Annotated in this window: 19 protein-coding genes; all 19 read left to right on the top strand. The window is 41.0% G+C overall.

What is annotated here, in order from left to right:
* The first annotated feature begins 14 nt into the window (after positions 1-14).
* The 19 genes from spoIIIAD to spo0A all read left to right on the top strand — a co-directional run bounded on the left by spoIIIAD (position 15) and on the right by spo0A (position 17,203).
* A complete protein-coding gene (gene spoIIIAD, locus CS060_RS09480; protein ID WP_035047652.1) occupies positions 15-404 on the top strand; it encodes a stage III sporulation protein AD in 390 nt (129 codons plus the stop codon).
* A 4-nt stretch (positions 405-408) separates the two neighbouring features.
* Entirely contained in the window at positions 409-1,569 is a 1,161-nt protein-coding gene (gene spoIIIAE / locus CS060_RS09475) for a stage III sporulation protein AE (protein ID WP_035047654.1), read from the top strand.
* 16 nt (positions 1,570-1,585) lie between these two features.
* A complete protein-coding gene (gene spoIIIAF, locus CS060_RS09470) occupies positions 1,586-2,155 on the top strand; it encodes a stage III sporulation protein AF (RefSeq protein WP_035047657.1) in 570 nt (189 codons plus the stop codon).
* Between the two features lie 6 nt (positions 2,156-2,161).
* Positions 2,162-2,728, top strand: coding sequence for a stage III sporulation protein AG (gene spoIIIAG, locus CS060_RS09465; RefSeq protein ID WP_035047659.1), 567 nt, complete (start codon positions 2,162-2,164; stop codon positions 2,726-2,728).
* A gap of 12 nt (positions 2,729-2,740) precedes the next feature.
* Positions 2,741-3,304, top strand: a complete 564-nt coding sequence (locus CS060_RS09460) for a SpoIIIAH-like family protein (RefSeq protein WP_035047661.1) — start codon at positions 2,741-2,743, stop codon at positions 3,302-3,304.
* Between the two features lie 189 nt (positions 3,305-3,493).
* Complete coding sequence (gene accB, locus CS060_RS09455) at positions 3,494-3,994, top strand: acetyl-CoA carboxylase biotin carboxyl carrier protein (protein WP_099668904.1); 501 nt, start codon at positions 3,494-3,496, stop codon at positions 3,992-3,994.
* Between the two features lie 13 nt (positions 3,995-4,007).
* A complete protein-coding gene (gene accC / locus CS060_RS09450; protein ID WP_035047666.1) occupies positions 4,008-5,360 on the top strand; it encodes an acetyl-CoA carboxylase biotin carboxylase subunit in 1,353 nt (450 codons plus the stop codon).
* A 22-nt stretch (positions 5,361-5,382) separates the two neighbouring features.
* A complete protein-coding gene (locus tag CS060_RS09445; protein ID WP_099668903.1) occupies positions 5,383-5,778 on the top strand; it encodes an Asp23/Gls24 family envelope stress response protein in 396 nt (131 codons plus the stop codon).
* A gap of 121 nt (positions 5,779-5,899) precedes the next feature.
* Complete coding sequence (gene nusB, locus CS060_RS09440; RefSeq protein WP_035047672.1) at positions 5,900-6,286, top strand: transcription antitermination factor NusB; 387 nt, start codon at positions 5,900-5,902, stop codon at positions 6,284-6,286.
* Between the two features lie 23 nt (positions 6,287-6,309).
* Positions 6,310-7,161 (top strand): bifunctional methylenetetrahydrofolate dehydrogenase/methenyltetrahydrofolate cyclohydrolase FolD, encoded by an 852-nt coding sequence (folD, locus tag CS060_RS09435; protein WP_035047676.1) that lies wholly within the window; start codon positions 6,310-6,312, stop codon positions 7,159-7,161.
* 23 nt (positions 7,162-7,184) lie between these two features.
* A complete protein-coding gene (gene xseA / locus CS060_RS09430; protein WP_180271076.1) occupies positions 7,185-8,525 on the top strand; it encodes an exodeoxyribonuclease VII large subunit in 1,341 nt (446 codons plus the stop codon).
* Positions 8,522-8,734, top strand: a complete 213-nt coding sequence (locus tag CS060_RS09425; protein ID WP_009373880.1) for an exodeoxyribonuclease VII small subunit — start codon at positions 8,522-8,524, stop codon at positions 8,732-8,734. The genes xseA and CS060_RS09425 overlap by 4 nt, the downstream gene beginning before the upstream one ends.
* A 2-nt stretch (positions 8,735-8,736) precedes the next feature.
* On the top strand, positions 8,737-9,609 hold the full coding sequence (locus CS060_RS09420) for a polyprenyl synthetase family protein (RefSeq protein WP_035047684.1): 873 nt from the start codon (positions 8,737-8,739) through the stop codon (positions 9,607-9,609).
* 172 nt (positions 9,610-9,781) lie between these two features.
* On the top strand, positions 9,782-11,674 hold the full coding sequence (gene dxs / locus CS060_RS09415; RefSeq protein WP_035047689.1) for a 1-deoxy-D-xylulose-5-phosphate synthase: 1,893 nt from the start codon (positions 9,782-9,784) through the stop codon (positions 11,672-11,674).
* A 3-nt stretch (positions 11,675-11,677) separates the two neighbouring features.
* Entirely contained in the window at positions 11,678-12,520 is an 843-nt protein-coding gene (locus CS060_RS09410) for a TlyA family RNA methyltransferase (RefSeq protein WP_035047693.1), read from the top strand.
* 93 nt (positions 12,521-12,613) lie between these two features.
* Positions 12,614-13,063 carry a transcriptional regulator AhrC/ArgR gene (gene ahrC, locus CS060_RS09405; RefSeq protein ID WP_032100003.1) on the top strand — a complete coding sequence of 150 codons (450 nt, stop codon included), beginning with the start codon at positions 12,614-12,616 and terminating at the stop codon, positions 13,061-13,063.
* An 18-nt stretch (positions 13,064-13,081) separates the two neighbouring features.
* The gene (recN, locus tag CS060_RS09400; RefSeq protein WP_035047697.1) at positions 13,082-14,812 is read left to right on the top strand and encodes a DNA repair protein RecN; all 1,731 of its coding nucleotides are present in this window, start codon (positions 13,082-13,084) and stop codon (positions 14,810-14,812) included.
* A 113-nt stretch (positions 14,813-14,925) separates the two neighbouring features.
* Positions 14,926-16,203 (top strand): SpoIVB peptidase, encoded by a 1,278-nt coding sequence (gene spoIVB / locus CS060_RS09395; protein WP_035047700.1) that lies wholly within the window; start codon positions 14,926-14,928, stop codon positions 16,201-16,203.
* Between the two features lie 217 nt (positions 16,204-16,420).
* Positions 16,421-17,203, top strand: a complete 783-nt coding sequence (spo0A, locus tag CS060_RS09390; RefSeq protein ID WP_035047702.1) for a sporulation transcription factor Spo0A — start codon at positions 16,421-16,423, stop codon at positions 17,201-17,203.
* Positions 17,204-17,284: the final 81 nt, after the last annotated feature.

Here is a 17,284-nt window from a genome sequence, read left to right as displayed (position 1 = left end):
GAACACTCATTGATATTTTACAAATTGTCGGACTTGGACTTATTGCCACGTTTTTAGTGACGATTTTAAACGAACATAAGTCGAATATTTCGCTTTTGTTAACCGTTTTTGTTGGAACAGCTATTTTTTTATTTTTAATTGACCGCATTCAAGACATTTTTCGTATGGTCCAAACGTTAGCAAATGAAGCGCACGTTCAAACGGTGTATGTCGAAACGATTTTAAAAATTATCGGCATTGCTTATATTGCGGAGTTTGGCGCGCAAATTTCGAAAGATGCAGGCCAAGGAGCGATCGCTGGAAAAATTGAGTTAGGTGGAAAAATTTTGATTTTAGCGATGGCCATCCCGATTTTAACTGCTCTCATCGAAACGATTTTAAGTTTTCTTCCGATGAAGGGGTGATGACATGAAGCGCGCTCCTATCTTACTTCTCTTTCTTCTTTTTTTCTTGCCTTCTCTCGTACAAGCTTCACCGCCAACGAATGAACTAGTGAAACAACACGCGGAACAAGTTGGTGTAGAGTCGTTGAAACAATATTGGGATCACATTGTTCAACAGTATGGAGGGCTATTGCCAGAAAGTCAAAAAGGATCGTTTTGGCAGTTTATAAATGGCGAAAAAGAACTATCGATTAGTGAATGGTTACAGGCGTTTATCAAGTTTTTATTGTACGAGCTTATGGCGAATGGAAAATTGCTTGGTATGCTTATTTTACTAACGGTATTTAGCTTATTTTTACAATCGTTACAAAACGCATTTTCACATCACGCTGTGAGCAAAGTAGCGCATGCGGTTGTCTATATGGTATTGATGATTATTGCGCTAAATAGTTTTCATGTTGCGGTGACGTACGCAAAAGAGGCCATTCAAACGATGACGAGTTTTATGATTGCTCTTTTACCGATTTTACTTGCGCTTATGGCGTCGTCTGGTGGTGTTGTATCCGTAGCCTTTTTTCACCCCATTGTGTTGTTTTTTATGAATATCACAGGAACGATCGTTGAGCATTTTTCATTACCACTTTTGTTTTTAGCGACAATTTTAAGCATTGTTAGCTTATTAAGCGAACATTACAAAGTAACAAAATTAGCCGATTTGTTGCGCAACATTAGCGTCGGTTCACTTGGTGTAATGTTGACGATCTTTTTCGGTGTATTGTCGGTCAAGGGAGCGACAACAGCTATTGCAGATGGAGTGGCGATACGAGCAGCTAAATTTATGGCAGGAAATTTTATTCCGATTATCGGGCGGATGTTTACCGACGCAGCCGATACAGTCGTTACCGCTTCGGTCTTATTAAAAAATACAGTTGGATTGTTCGGAGTGGCTCTGTTGCTTCTTATTGCATCGTTTCCAGCGATCAAAATTTTAGTCATCGCGCTTATTTATCAACTAGCAGCTGCTATATTACAACCGATGGGAGGAGGTATCGTCATTTCCTGCTTGAGCATCATGAGCAAGAGCATCATGTATGTGCTTGTTGCTCTAATGATCGTATCGCTTATGTTTTTTTTAAGTATGACCGTCATTATCGCGGCAGGAAATTTAACGATGATGGTTCGCTGAAAGGAGAATAGAGGCTGTGGGACTATTGACGGAATGGGTTTCCCATCTTATTACATTTATCTTGTTAGCCGTGATCATCGATTTGATTTTACCAAACGGTTCATTTCAAAAATATATAAAGATGGTTGTTGGTTTACTGTTTATTTTTATTTTATTTTCTCCACTTCTTCGTTTATTTCATGGGAATGTAGATACGTGGTTTGCTTCAATTCAACACCAGCAAAATGAAACGCTCGAAAATGACATCGAAAGAAAGAAAAAAGAAATACAAGCCTCACAACGTGCATATATTTTAGAACAAATGGCTGTCCAGCTAAAGAACAAAGCGGCTGAGGAGTTGATGTACACATATGGGTTAACGGTGACGGATATTTCATTAACGATCGGGGAGTCGGAACAAACCCCTCCACCGATTGAAGCGATTACAGTAGAGTTGGCAGAGGAAACGACTTCTGTTGTGAAACCGATTCGCATTCAATCATCGCCAGCAATAACGGAAAAACACGACGACATTGCCCACTTTTTAGCACATATGTGGGGAGTAGATCCAGAACTGATCACGATTCATTTAGAAAGGAGGGAGTAGGGAGGGGTGAAACAATGGATTGAAAAAAACGGATTGATTGCCATTCTGTTAATCATCGGCTTATCATTTATGATCTTTGGCAACGTGTTCAACTTTTCGGCATCCAAACGCGTTCAACAGGAAACGACTCAAACTGTATTTCGTCAAACAGATGAAGAAAAAAAATTGAAGCAAATTGCAGACTATGAAGAGCGATATGAACAACAATTAAAAGAAGCGCTTGAGGCGATTGTTGGCGTCGGTGAAGTAAAAGTGATCGTAAATGTCGATGCCACAGAACAAAATGTACTTGAAAAAAATGCAATCGTTCAAAAAAAACGAACGACGGAAGAAGATAAAGAAGGCGGAAAGCGTGAAATTCAAGATGAATCAACAGACGAAAAAATTGTGATCGTGCGCAAAGGGGACGAAGAAACACCTCTCGTTTTGCAAACGAAAAAACCAGAAATTCGAGGTGTGCTTGTCGTTGCGAAAGGAGCCGATCAAGTGCAAGTAAAAAAATGGATTGTCGAAGCAGTGACGCGAACGTTGAACGTTCCAAGCCATCGCGTTGCTGTTTTACCAAAAAAGTAAGGGGGAGAACATATGTTGAAAAAGCAAACAGTTTGGTTGTTAACAATGTTTAGTTTAGTTGTCGTTTTATCGGTGTATTATGTAACAAGTCCTCAGCTCACAGAGCAAGTAGCGTTTGAACAAAAGGAAGAGGCAAACAATGAAAAAGACTTAAAACCGACAGATGAAGCGATGAAAGAAGAAGTTGCAAATGAGGAAGACGTGACTGTCGAACAAACGAATACAGGAAGCGATGATTTATTTACAGCCCTTCGACTTGAAATTGAAGATGAGCGAAGCAAGTTACGTCAAGAGTTGAACGCCATTGTCGCTTCCAATAACGTATCTGCCGAAGAAAAAAGCAAAGCGATTGATCAGTTGCAACAGCTTTCCAATATTGCAGAAAAAGAAGCGGTGTTAGAAACATTAATTAAATCGAAAGGATATGACGATGCCCTCGTTCGCGTTCACGAAAATCAAGTGCATATTACAGTGAAAGCAAAAGAACATTCGAAAAAAGCAGCGAATGAAATTATCCAACTCGTTCAAAGCGAGATCGGCCGCGTACAAGATGTAGCTGTTCGTTTTCAAAAATAACCGGGAAACCGGTTATTTTTTTCGGTTGAAAATAAATTTTATAATACTATATAATAATAATTGTTTTTATGACCAGATATAAATTTTCTAACATTTTCTTATCATTTTATTGAATAATGGAAAAGGTGTGTCGTATCATGGTATTGTATAATCTTTTTCTACAAATGATGGGGCGAGGGGTGTAAGTCAATGTTGAAAATCCAAGAAATTCGCGAATTAATCCGATTAGTAAACGAGTCAAACATTGTCGAGTTTGTATATGAACACGACGGCTCAAAAATTAAAATGAAAAAAGCTGGAGCAGCTGAACAAGTTGTTGTTGCTACACCAAAAATGGACGTGCCACAAACAGCTGTCGTTCAACAACAAACATCGGTGGCACCAGTTGTTGAGAAGGTGGAAGTGAAAGAAGAAGCGAAGCCGGAAAAACAAGTTGTTGCAACAGAAAACTTACATACGATTACATCACCGATGGTCGGTACGTTTTATGCAGCGCCATCACCAGATGCCGCACCGTACGTAAAAGTTGGCGATAAAGTGAAAAAAGATACGATTGTATGTATTGTTGAAGCAATGAAATTGTTTAATGAAATTGAAGCGGAAGTGGATGGAGAAATTGTAGAAGTGCTTGTGAAAAACGGCCAGCTCGTTGAATATGGACAACCTTTATTCCTTGTGAAGCCTGAATAAAGGAGCGATCGTGATGATGAAAAAATTGTTAATTGCCAATCGTGGGGAAATTGCTGTTCGGATTATTCGGGCGTGCAAGGAGCTTGGCATAGAGACGGTTGCTGTATTTTCTGAAGCGGATCGTGAAGCACTTCATGTTCAATTAGCCGACGAAGCATATTGTATCGGTCCAAAAACGTCTAAAGACAGCTATTTAAATTTCACAAACATCATGAGCGTGGCAACTTTAACTCAATGTGATGCTATTCATCCAGGTTACGGGTTTTTAGCTGAAAACGCTGATTTTGCTGAACTATGCCGAGAATGTAACGTTACGTTTGTCGGACCAAGTCCAGAAGCAATTACAAAAATGGGTACAAAAGATGTTGCGCGTGAGACGATGAGACAAGCTGGGGTTCCGATCGTTCCCGGTTCACAAGGAATTATTGAAAGCATTGATGAAGCAATTGCGCTAGCGAACGAAATCGGGTATCCTGTTATTATTAAGGCAACTGCGGGTGGCGGTGGAAAAGGCATTCGAGTCGCTCGGAATGAACAAGAGCTCATTAAAGGAATTACGATCACGCAACAAGAAGCAGCAACAGCGTTTGGAAATCCGGGGGTGTATATTGAAAAATACATCGAGGATTTCCGTCACGTAGAAATTCAAGTGCTAGCAGATTCATACGGAAATGTCATTCATCTTGGTGAGCGCGATTGTACAATCCAACGCCGTTTACAAAAACTATTAGAAGAAACACCATCTCCTGTACTTGATGGAGAAATGCGTCGAAAAATGGGAGAAGCAGCTGTCAAAGCAGCGCAAGCCGTTCAATATACAGGAGCAGGAACGGTCGAATTTATTTACGACTACCGCAACCGTCAGTTTTATTTTATGGAGATGAACACGCGCATTCAAGTGGAACATCCGGTGACGGAAATGGTGACAGGTGTAGATTTAATTAAAGAGCAAATTCGCGTAGCATCTGGTGAGAAATTAACGTTGAAACAAGAAGATGTGACGTTCAACGGCTGGTCTATCGAATGCCGAATCAATGCAGAAAATCCCGCGAAAAACTTTATGCCATCGGCTGGGAAAATACAAATGTATTTACCACCAGGAGGATTTGGGGTGCGAGTCGATTCTGCTGCTTATCCAGGTTATACGATTCCGCCATATTATGATTCGATGATTGCGAAGTTGATCGTTCATGCACCGACGCGCGAAGAAGCGATCGCACGTATGAAACGCGCTCTGAGTGAATTTGTGATCGAAGGGGTTCATACAACGATTCCATTTCATTTAAAATTGCTTGAACATGAAAAATTTGTCGAAGGAAACTTTAATACAAAGTTTTTAGAAACATACGATGTAATGAACTCTTAATGATGAAGGAGGGGGATTTGTTATGTCTGAACACGTATTAGAAATGGAAAATGGCCATAACAGTTTAGGTAAAGTAGAAATTGCACCGGAAGTGATTGAAGTGATCGCAGGCATTGCGGCTTCTGAAATTGAAGGCGTAGCGCAAATGCGCGGTAATTTTGCTGCAGGTGTCGTTGAGCGGCTAGGAAAAAAAAATCACGGTAAAGGTGTGAAAGTGGACTTAACGGACCGCGGCATTGTCATTGACATTTATTGTGTGATGAACTTTGGCGTATCCATTCCATCTGTTTCTCAAAAAATTCAAGAAAACGTTCGCCAAGCGTTGTTGACGATGACAGGATTAGAAACAGCTGAAGTAAACGTTCATATTGTTGGCGTTCAATTTGAAACACCGAAAGTAGAGACGGAAGTCGAGTAACGAAAAAGGGCAATCTCGTTTATGAGATCGCCCTTTTTCGATGGGTGAGTGTTCTCTTTCGTCGAAATATGGTATGATCATGATATAATTTTCGACAATATGAATAGAAAGGGTTTTGGTCATGAAACGGCATACAGCAAGAGAAAAAGCGTTGCAAGCATTGTTTCAAATTGACGTGGGAGGCATTGAACCACACGAAGCGGTTGCCAACGTCATTGAAGAAGAAACAGATCCGTTTATGGGGATGCTTGTTTTTGGCGTAGTTAACCACCAAAAAGAAATTGATGATTTATTGCGCCAACATTTAGAAAAATGGACGTTAGAGCGTGTTGCCAACGTCGATCGTTCCATTTTACGTATGGCTGTATTTGAAATGAAATATATGGATGATATTCCGTTGAGTGTAAGTATGGACGAAGCCATTGAATTAGCCAAAGTATTTGGTGATGAAAAATCAAGTCGCTTTATTAACGGCGTACTTGCGAAAATAAAAGAAACATTGTCTTAAACAAATAAGGGGGAGAAGGATTTATGGCAGCACAAATCATTAACGGTTTTGAACTAGCGAAAGAAAAACGCGCACAATTAGCAAAAGAAGTCGAGCAGTTAAAACAACAAGGCATTGAGCCCGCATTAGCGGTCATCCTCGTTGGAGATCATCCCGCTTCACAATCGTACGTAAAAGCGAAACAAAAAGCATGTGAAGAGATTGGCATCCGTTCGATTTTACTTACTTTTCCAAACGACATATCCGAAGCGTTTTTGTTAGAGCAAATTGCTCGTTTAAATGAAGATCGTTCAGTACATGGTATTTTAGTTCAATTGCCGCTACCGCCGCAAATTAATGAGCTACATGTGATTGAAGCGATCGCGCCTGAAAAAGATGTCGATGGTTTCCATCCGCTTAACATTGGACGAATGATGACAGGACAACAAACGTTTTTACCTTGTACACCGTATGGCATTTTATATATGGTTCAATCTTTGCAAGTTGATATTGCAGGAAAACATGTCGTTGTCGTTGGACGCAGTAACATTGTTGGTAAACCGGTTGGTCAACTATTTTTACGCGAACATGCGACGGTAACGTATTGTCACTCGCGCACAAACGATTTAGAAGCGATCACACGTCAAGCAGATATTTTAATTGTTGCGGTCGGCAAACCGAAGCTTATTACGTCACAATATGTGAAAGAAGGAGCAATTGTGATCGACGTTGGCGTGAATCGATTAGAAAACGGAAAGTTATGTGGAGATGTCGATTTTGATGATGTAAAACAAATAGCAAGCTACATTACTCCTGTGCCAAAAGGTGTTGGACCAATGACAATTACGATGTTGTTGCACAATACAGTACAAGCAGCGCGTGAACAACATAAATAAGCGAGGTTGTTTTTGTGACAGAAATGAGGTATGTAACCGTTGCAGCGTTAACGAAGTACATTAAGCGGAAATTTGAAGTCGATCCCCATTTGCAAGATTTATGGATTAAAGGGGAAATTTCCAACTTTACATATCATTCGCGTGGACATATGTACTTTACTTTAAAAGATGAGCAAGCGCGCATTCAAGCAGTTATGTTTGCAGGATATAATCGCCAGCTGACATTTAAGCCAGAAAACGGAATGACTATACTTGTACGCGGTGAAATTTCTGTATACGAGCCGAGCGGGACGTATCAAGTATATGTCAAAGAGATGCAGCCGGATGGTGTCGGCGCGCTTTATTTAGCGTATGAGCAATTAAAAAAGAAACTGGAGCAAGAAGGGCTATTTAATAAAGAGCATAAAAAGCCAATTCCAAAATTTCCGCAACATATTGGCGTTGTGACATCGCCGACGGGTGCAGCGATTCGCGATATTTTAACGACGATCCGGCGCCGCTATCCGCTAGCGAAAGTTATTTTATTTCCGACGCTCGTTCAAGGGGAGCAAGCTCCGTTATCGATCGTTCAATCGATTCAAAAAGCAAATGACATGGGACATATTGATGTGCTCATCGTTGGACGCGGTGGTGGTTCGATTGAAGAGCTTTGGGCGTTTAATGAAGAAATTGTGGCGCGGGCAATTTTTTCCTCGCGCGTTCCGATTATTTCTGCTGTCGGGCATGAAACAGACTACACGATTGCTGATTTTGTTGCGGACTTGCGTGCACCGACGCCGACGGGTGCAGCAGAGCTTGCAGTGCCGCATGTCGCAGATTTGCTTTCGCGTGTGTCTGATCAACAAGCACGTCTCATTCGAGCAATGAAAGAACGAATGAATATAGAACAAAAACGGCTTCAATCGTTACGTTCATCGTATGCGTTTCGCTATCCGAAACGGCTTTACGAACAAAAAGAGCAACAACTAGATATGCTTGTTGATCGATTGCAACGGCAAACGAACGATATGTTAAAACGACAAGAAAACAAACTTCAGCAACTTCAGCTGACATTGTTGGCCCACCATCCGCAATCACGAATCGAAAAAGCGACTGACCGTGTTCGCATGTTAGAACAAACCATCGTTCGCAATATGAGCGATGTGATCAAACAAAAAAAATGGTCGCTCGCAACAATGATGGCAAAGCTCGACGCACTTAGTCCATTGAAAATTATGGAACGTGGCTATAGTCTTGCATACGATGAGCAAAACAAGCTCGTTAAGACAGTAACACAATTGCAAGCAGGAGATCGCGTTCATATCCGTTTTCAAGACGGACGCGCACATTGTATTGTTTCTGATATTGAGGAGGAAAACGTATGACGTTTGAAGAAGCGATGAGCAAACTCGAAGAAATTGTGCAAAAGTTAGAAGAAGGGGACGTTCCGCTTGAGGAAGCGATTCACTTTTTCCAAGAGGGGATGAAATTGTCGAAGTTTTGTCACGACAAACTACAACAAGTAGAGAAACAAATGGAATTTATTTTACGAGAAGATGGACAGCTTGAACCGTTTACGGTGCAGGAGGAATAGGCGTGGAATGGTTATTGCGACAATATAAAGAGCAAATTGAACAGCAACTCCCCGTATACATTGAGTCATTGCGGGCACCTGAGACGATCAAAGAAGCGATGTTATATTCGTTGCAAGCAGGTGGCAAACGCATTCGCCCTCTTTTATTGCTTGCGACGTTACATGCGTTTCGTAAACAAGTTGATATCGGTATAGCGGTTGCCTGTGGGCTTGAAATGATTCATACGTATTCACTCATTCATGATGATTTGCCAAGTATGGATAACGATGATTTACGGCGTGGTAAACCGACAAATCATAAAGTATTTGGTGAAGCCAATGCTATTTTAGCAGGCGACGCGTTACTGACATACGCCTTTCAAGTCGTTGCGGATGCTGAAGCGATTTCACCCGACGTAAAAGTTCGTCTCATTTCTGAATTAGCGAAAGCAGCTGGACCTGAAGGGATGGTTGGCGGACAAGTAGCCGACCTTGAAGGAGAAGGAAAAATGATTCATTTGCAACAATTAGAATACATTCACCGTCATAAAACAGGAAAGTTGTTGCAATACAGCGTCCGAGCAGGTGCAATATTAGGTGAAGCAACAGAAAAACAATTAACGCTATTAACATTATTTGCCGACCATCTCGGTTTAGCGTTTCAAATTCGCGATGACATTTTAGACATTGAGGGAGACGAACAAAAAATCGGGAAAAAAGTAGGTAGCGACATCGAAAATGATAAATCGACGTACCCTTCTCTTTTGACGCTTGATGGGGCAAAGAAAAAACTTTATGATCATATGAAAGAGGCGCGCAAACTTCTTGACGAAGTTGGGGTGGATGCATCCTTATTACATTATATTTGTAATATTGTCGAAACACGTGATCATTAATAGCGTTGAGGAAATAAGCAACATGTGGTATAGTGGAAAAGAAATGTTAGCCGTTCACACGTTCGTGTAAGCGGCTCTTTTTTGCGTACAAACATGTTTATCTGTATAATTAAAATACATAAAAACTGTATGATATCGGTTGTTTTAGCTTACATGAAAGAGAGTGATCGCGTTGGATGTTACAGCGATTCAAAACCCGAAATTTTTAAGGCAAATGTCAAATGAACAGCTTGTTCAATTGAGCGAGCAAATTCGACAATTTTTAATTGAAAAGCTATCAAAAACAGGTGGACATATTGGCCCGAATCTTGGAGTCGTTGAATTGACAATTGCTCTGCATAAAGTGTTTGACAGTCCAAAAGATAAACTCATTTGGGATGTTGGGCATCAGTCGTACGTCCATAAAATTTTAACCGGTCGTGCTAGTCAGTTTGATACGTTGCGACAATATAAAGGATTGTGCGGTTTTCCAAAACGGAGCGAAAGTGAACATGACGTATGGGAAACGGGGCATAGTTCGACATCGTTATCTGCTGCGATGGGCATGGCGATTGCGCGCGACTTAAAAGGAACGGACGAATATATCGTTCCGATTATTGGAGACGGCGCACTCACCGGCGGAATGGCGCTAGAAGCATTAAACCATATCGGACATGAGAAAAAGGATATGATCGTCATTTTAAATGATAACGAAATGTCGATTGCTCCAAACGTTGGAGCGCTGCACAATGTGCTCGGGCGACTACGGACAGCAGGGAAGTATCATTGGGTAAAAGATGAATTAGAAATGTTGTTAAAGAAAATCCCGGCTGTCGGTGGAAAGCTTGCTACAACAGCGGAACGTGTCAAAGATAGCATTAAATATTTGCTTGTTTCAGGCGTATTTTTTGAAGAGTTAGGCTTTACGTACTTTGGGCCGGTAGATGGCCATAACTTTGAAGATTTATTTGAAAACTTACATTATGCGAAAAAGACGAAAGGGCCTGTTCTTGTTCATGTCATAACGAAAAAAGGAAAAGGATATCATCCGGCGGAAAGCGACAAAGTCGGAACGTGGCACGGAACAGGACCGTATAAAATTGAAACAGGTGATTTCATTCAAACAAAGCAATCAGCTCCATCTTGGAGTGCGCTTGTGAGTGAAACGGTGCGTAAATTAGCGCGCGAGGATCGTCGCATTGTTGCAATTACGCCAGCGATGCCTGTTGGATCCAAATTAGAAGGATTTGCAAGTGAGTTTCCTGAGCGCATGTATGACGTCGGTATTGCCGAGCAACATGCCGCAACGATGGCTGCTGGTTTAGCGACGCAAGGAATGAAACCGTTTTTAGCAATTTATTCAACCTTTTTACAACGGGCGTACGACCAAGTTGTTCATGACATTTGTCGTCAAAACTTAAACGTGTTTCTTGGAATCGATCGCGCAGGGCTCGTTGGTGCGGATGGTGAAACGCATCAAGGAGTGTTTGACATCGCCTTTTTACGTCACATTCCAAACATTGTATTAATGATGCCAAAAGATGAAAATGAAGGTCAACATATGGTATATACCGCTATTCAATATGATGACGGTCCGATTGCGATGCGTTTTCCGCGCGGCAACGGTCTCGGTGTGCCGATGGATAAGCAATTGAAAAAAATCCCGATCGGTACATGGGAAGTGTTGCGTGAAGGAACAGACGCTACCATTTTAACGTTCGGTACAACGATTCCGATGGCGCTTCAAGCTGCTGAACGCCTTGCAAATGAAGGCATTTCTATACAAGTTGTCAACGCCCGTTTTATTAAGCCACTAGATGAACAAATGTTGCACACGCTGCTACAAAAAAATATGCCGTTACTCACAATTGAAGAAGCGGTGTTGCAAGGTGGATTTGGTAGCGCGGTACTTGAATTTGCTCATGATCATGGATATCATGGAGCGATTATCGATCGAATGGGCATTCCGGACCGTTTTATTGAACATGGTGGCGTGTCACAACTTCTTGAAGAAATTGGGTTGACAACCGAACATGTAATGGAACGGATTTGTTTATTAACTCCGAAAAAAAGAAAAAGGGCATGAGAGATGAAAGGGAAGAAAGAACGTTTAGATGTATTGCTTGTGGAACGTGGGTTGGCTGAAACGCGCGAAAAGGCGAAACGGACAATTATGGCTGGCCTCGTATATTCGAACGAAATGCGACTCGACAAACCAGGAGAAAAAGTGCCGGTTGACATTCCGCTTACGGTGAAAGGAAATGCACTACCGTATGTGAGTCGAGGGGGACTGAAACTTGAAAAAGCGTTACACGTATTTTCGCTTGAAGTAAAAGATAAGATTATGGTTGATATTGGTGCATCGACAGGCGGGTTTACAGACTGTGCGTTGCAAAACGGTGTGAAGTTGTCATACGCTCTTGATGTGGGATACAATCAGCTTGCGTGGAAACTGCGTCAAGATGAGCGTGTTGTAGTCATGGAGCGGACAAACTTCCGTTATGTGAAACCGAGTGATTTTCAGCTCGGTTTGCCGAATTTTGCAACAATCGACGTGTCATTTATTTCATTAAAATTAATTTTGCCTGTCTTAAAAAACATTTTAGTGCCGCATAGCGATGTAGTTGCTTTAGTCAAACCGCAATTTGAAGCGGGAAAAGAGTTTGTCGGAAAAAAAGGAATTGTCCGCGATGCACGTGTGCACATACACGTCCTTGAAACGATTACGGCATTCGCCCAACAAGAAGGATACGACATTATTGGACTAACCCACTCGCCGATCACAGGTGGTGACGGAAATATTGAATTTTTACTTCATTTACGTTGGGAAGGCAAAGAAGTAGGAGAAAATCGCTTGACGTTTTCTCCAGAAGAAGTAGTTGCTCGGGCGCATGATGAACTGAAAGAAAATAAAGAGCATGTGGGGGAATAACGATCGGTTATTCCCTCTTGTTTGCCCGTCTATCGTTCGGTAACATAGAAGTATAAATATGCATATGTTATACACACGAAAGAGGTGTTTTCGTTGAATAAAGGACAACGTCATATTAAAATTCGTGAAATTATTTCAAACCATGATATTGAAACACAAGATGAACTTGTTGATATGTTGCGCAAAGAAGGTTTTAACGTCACACAAGCAACGGTGTCTCGCGACATTAAAGAATTGCATTTAGTGAAAGTGCCAATGATAGATGGACGTTATAAATATAGCTTACCTGCGGATCAACGATTTAATCCGCTTCAAAAGTTAAAACGAGCACTTATGGATGCGTTTGTGAAAATTGATGGCGCCGGTCATTTGCTTGTCATGAAGACGTTGCCAGGAAATGCACATGCCATCGGTGTACTACTTGATCATTTAGAATGGGATGAAATTGTTGGAACGATTTGTGGGGATGATACGTGTTTAATTATTTGCCGCACGCCAGAAGATACAGAAGTTATTTCAAAACGATTGTTGGACATGCTGTAATAAAGGTGTGAGCGGAAGATGTTAGCAGAGTTATCCATTAAAAATTTTGCCATTATTGAATCTCTTTCGCTTTCGTTTGAAAAAGGATTAACTGTTTTAACTGGAGAAACGGGAGCGGGAAAATCAATTATTATTGATGCTATTCATTTGTTAATTGGCGGACGCGGTTCGGCAGAATTTGTTCGATACGGGGAAGCAAAAGCAGAAATTGAAGGTCTTTTTTTGCTTGAACAAGACGATCATCCATGTTACAGCAAATGTGCCGAACTCGGCATTGATATAAGCGATGGGATGATTGTGCTTCGCCGAGAACTAACAATAAATGGAAAGAGTGTCTGTCGTGTAAACGGGAAATTAGTCACGATTGCGACATTGCGTGAAATTGGCTCCACGCTCGTTGATATCCACGGACAACATGAACATCAAGAGTTGCTCGATGAAAGTAAACACTTGCACTTATTAGACGAATATGGAGGCACCCGTATTCGCGATGCATTGAAAGAATACGGTGTGTTATATGCCACATACGAACGAATCAGGCGTCAATTGCAAAAGTTAAATGAAAATGAGCAACAAATGGCACATCGTTTAGATTTATTAACTTTTCAGCTAGATGAAATTCAAAAAGCAGAGTTGCAAATAGATGAAGATGAACGGCTAATGGAAGAGCGCCGAAAAATTGTCAACTTTCAAAAAGTATACGAGGCGTTACAAAGCAGCTATGAGGCGCTTTACGGGGAGCAACGCGGCCTTGATTGGATTGGATTAGCGATGAACCATTTAGACCATGTGAGTGATATCGATGCATCAGTGAAACAAGCTCAAGAAGTTGTATCGAATTGCTATTATTTGTTAGAAGAAGTCGCTCACCAACTACGTACACAGTTAGATCAGTTAGAATATGATCCACTTCGGCTTGATGAAATTGAAAGTCGCTTAAACGAAATTAATCACTTGAAACGGAAATACGGTCAAACGGTACGTGACATTTTAGAATATGCGGCGAAAGTGGAAGAAGAAATTGAAACGATTCAAAACCGCGATGATCATATCCATAAATTGCAGACCGAACTTCAATCTATTACTGCGGATTTGTTAGTTGAAGCGAAACATATAAGTGAATTGCGTATGAAATATGCGAAACAACTCATCGATGACATTCATCAAGAACTAAAAGATTTATACATGGAAAAAACGACGTTTGATGTCGTCTTTCGGAAACGTCAAGGATCGTACGATGATCCGCTGCTCGATGGAACACCTGTCAAGTTGCAGGTGAACGGAATGGATGAAGTTGAGTTTTACATTTCGACAAATCCAGGAGAGCCGTTAAAGCCGCTTGCCAAAGTTGCATCAGGTGGAGAATTGTCGCGCATGATGCTTGCTTTAAAAAGTATTTTTTCTAAACATCAAGGTGTCACGTCCATTATTTTTGATGAAGTCGATACAGGTGTAAGTGGTCGTGTCGCTCAAGCCATTGCAGAAAAAATTTATCGCGTTGCACGTCATTCGCAAGTATTATGTATTTCGCACTTACCACAAGTGGCAGCGATGGCGGATACTCATTTATTTATTGCAAAAGAAACGAGGGATGGACGGACAAAAACAACGGTGGAAGCGTTAAATGAAGAAGAAAAAATTAACGAAATTAGCCGTATGATTTCTGGAGTAGAAATTACAGAACTAACGAAACAGCATGCGCGTGAGTTGTTACAATTAGCGGAAAAAATTAAAAACGAAACAATATAAATACCGACATTGGCATTGTTTTTTCGTTTTATTCGGTTATATTTCATTTGTTTCAGGCAACATTAAATAATGTAGGATTCGGTGTGTACGTAGGAACGAGGAGAGTGAAGACTTTGGATTTTGACAAATTAAGAAAAGGAATAGGTGCTTTTCTCCTTGTTTCTTTTATCGTTCTAAGTATGGCAACACCATTTCGAAAATATGTAAACATTCCGAAACAACTTGTGTTATTTCAAGGACAAACGGCGCATGTACCTGTATTTGGTTCTGTTCAAACGATAACGACAAACGCTGTTTCTGTTCATCCAAAGGAAAAGTTAGCAATTACCGGAGAGCATGTTGGGGAAAGTGATGTCATTTTACAAATGGCAGGATTTCCGGTTAAACAAGTAAATGTGAAAGTATTACCAGATTTTAAAGTTGTTCCTGGCGGTCAATCGATTGGAGTCAAGTTAAATACGGTTGGGGTTCTCGTTGTCGGTCACCATTTAGTGGAGACGGAACAAGGAAAACAATCTCCAGGTGAAACGGCTGGCATTCGAGTGGGGGATGCGATTACTCACATTAACGGACAAAAAATCGAAAAAATGACAGATGTTTCTCCATTCATTGAAGAAGCGGGAAAAACGGGGAAACCTTTACGATTAACCGTTGCTCGTGACCATCAGACGTTTGAAACCACACTCACTCCGTTGAAAGATAAAAACGATCGGGCGTATCGTATCGGGTTATACATCCGTGATTCAGCAGCAGGAATTGGGACAATGACGTTTTTCGATCCGAAATCAAATATATACGGGGCACTCGGACATGTCATCTCTGATATGGATACGAGAAAGCCGATCGTCGTTCGTGATGGAACGATCGTCAAATCGACGGTAACGGCCATCGATAAAGGAAGAAATGGAAGTCCAGGCGAAAAATTAGCGAGATTTTCAAGCGATAAACAAGTGATTGGTGACATTAAAACAAACAGCCCGTTCGGTATTTTCGGCAAGCTTTCACAGCCGATTCAAAACGGTATTTTTGATAAGCCAATGCCGATTGCCTTGTCGACAGATGTAAAAAAAGGACCCGCAAAAATATTAACTGTTGTTGAACAAGATCGGGTAGAAGCGTTTGATGTTGAAATTGTTAGTGTCACACCGCAAAAATTCCCTGCTACAAAAGGAATGGTGATCAAAGTAACTGATCCAAGACTGTTAGAAAAAACAGGTGGAATTGTACAAGGGATGAGCGGCAGCCCGATTATTCAAGATGGAAAACTTGTCGGAGCTGTGACGCACGTATTTGTTAACGATCCGACATCTGGCTACGGTGTGCATATCGAATGGATGCTACATGAAGCTGGAATTAACATTTATGATCGAAACGAACAAAAAGCGAGCTAATATTAGCTTGCTTTTTGTTTTCTCACACAATTTGTCATATTTTATCATGACATGACGTAAACATGTAGTGTAAAATGAAAGAAACAACATGCACGAATGTTTTATGAAAAATATAAATTATTTGACTAATTTTGCAAAAGAAAAAGGATTTTTGTCCGTTGTGGCGAATTAAGCACGTATGTGACAAAAGATCATTGCTTTAGGGAGGAAGGATTTCGTGAGTACAATAAAAGTTTGTATTGTAGATGATAACCGAGAATTAGTGCATTTGCTTGAAGAATACATTACAAGCCAAGAAGATATGGAAGTCATTGGCGTTGCATATAACGGGCAAGATTGCTTGCAATTGTTGCGCGATCGCGATCCTGATGTTCTTGTTCTTGACATTATTATGCCGCATTTAGACGGTTTGGCTGTGTTAGAAAAGCTACGCATGATGAAACAACCATTACCGAACGTAATCATGCTCACAGCATTTGGGCAAGAAGATGTGACGAAAAAAGCGGTTGAACTTGGGGCTTCTTACTTCATTTTAAAACCGTTTGACATTGAACATTTAGTCAATCAAATTCGTCACGTATGTGGGAAAAAGCCAGCCGTATTCAAACGACCGCTTCTTTCGCCAATTCGTGACGGAGGAAAACCAAAAAATTTAGATGCAAGTATTACGAACATTATTCACGAAATCGGCGTTCCTGCACATATTAAAGGATACTTATATTTGCGTGAAGCAATTGCGATGGTATACAACGATGTCGAGTTGCTCGGATCAATTACGAAAGTGCTTTATCCAGATATCGCTAAAAAATATAATACGACAGCTAGTCGCGTTGAGCGAGCGATTCGTCATGCGATTGAAGTGGCATGGAGTCGAGGCAATTTGGAATCTATCTCATCTTTATTCGGCCATACCGTCAGCATGTCAAAAGCGAAACCGACAAACTCAGAATTTATCGCGATGGTCGCTGATCGGTTAAGACTTGAGCATAAAGCAAGTTAAAAAGGTAGTCGCTCGACTACCTTTTTTGGTGTGCTCGGCATGGGTGCAATCTATAGGGTGAAAGTCCCGAACTGCGAAGGC

Origin of the sequence: Anoxybacillus flavithermus, assembly GCF_002742685.1 — a bacterium.
In the GTDB taxonomy this organism is placed as follows: domain Bacteria; phylum Bacillota; class Bacilli; order Bacillales; family Anoxybacillaceae; genus Anoxybacillus; species Anoxybacillus flavithermus_E.
Note: the sequence above shows the minus strand (reverse complement) of the source record. Positions and strands in the feature narration are given on the sequence as shown.

Excerpts from the sequence above, each read along its gene's own strand:
- accB (WP_099668904.1), top strand. The coding sequence starts at position 3,494 with ATGTTGAAAATCCAAGAAATTCGCGAATTAATCCGATTAGTAAACGAG.
- CS060_RS09445 (WP_099668903.1), top strand. The coding sequence starts at position 5,383 with ATGTCTGAACACGTATTAGAAATGGAAAATGGCCATAACAGTTTAGGT.
- recN (WP_035047697.1), top strand. The coding sequence starts at position 13,082 with ATGTTAGCAGAGTTATCCATTAAAAATTTTGCCATTATTGAATCTCTT.
- accC (WP_035047666.1), top strand. The coding sequence starts at position 4,008 with ATGATGAAAAAATTGTTAATTGCCAATCGTGGGGAAATTGCTGTTCGG.
- CS060_RS09425 (WP_009373880.1), top strand. The coding sequence starts at position 8,522 with ATGACGTTTGAAGAAGCGATGAGCAAACTCGAAGAAATTGTGCAAAAG.
- nusB (WP_035047672.1), top strand. The coding sequence starts at position 5,900 with ATGAAACGGCATACAGCAAGAGAAAAAGCGTTGCAAGCATTGTTTCAA.
- folD (WP_035047676.1), top strand. The coding sequence starts at position 6,310 with ATGGCAGCACAAATCATTAACGGTTTTGAACTAGCGAAAGAAAAACGC.
- CS060_RS09460 (WP_035047661.1), top strand. The coding sequence starts at position 2,741 with ATGTTGAAAAAGCAAACAGTTTGGTTGTTAACAATGTTTAGTTTAGTT.
- CS060_RS09410 (WP_035047693.1), top strand. The coding sequence starts at position 11,678 with ATGAAAGGGAAGAAAGAACGTTTAGATGTATTGCTTGTGGAACGTGGG.
- spoIIIAE (WP_035047654.1), top strand. The coding sequence starts at position 409 with ATGAAGCGCGCTCCTATCTTACTTCTCTTTCTTCTTTTTTTCTTGCCT.
- xseA (WP_180271076.1), top strand. The coding sequence starts at position 7,185 with ATGAGGTATGTAACCGTTGCAGCGTTAACGAAGTACATTAAGCGGAAA.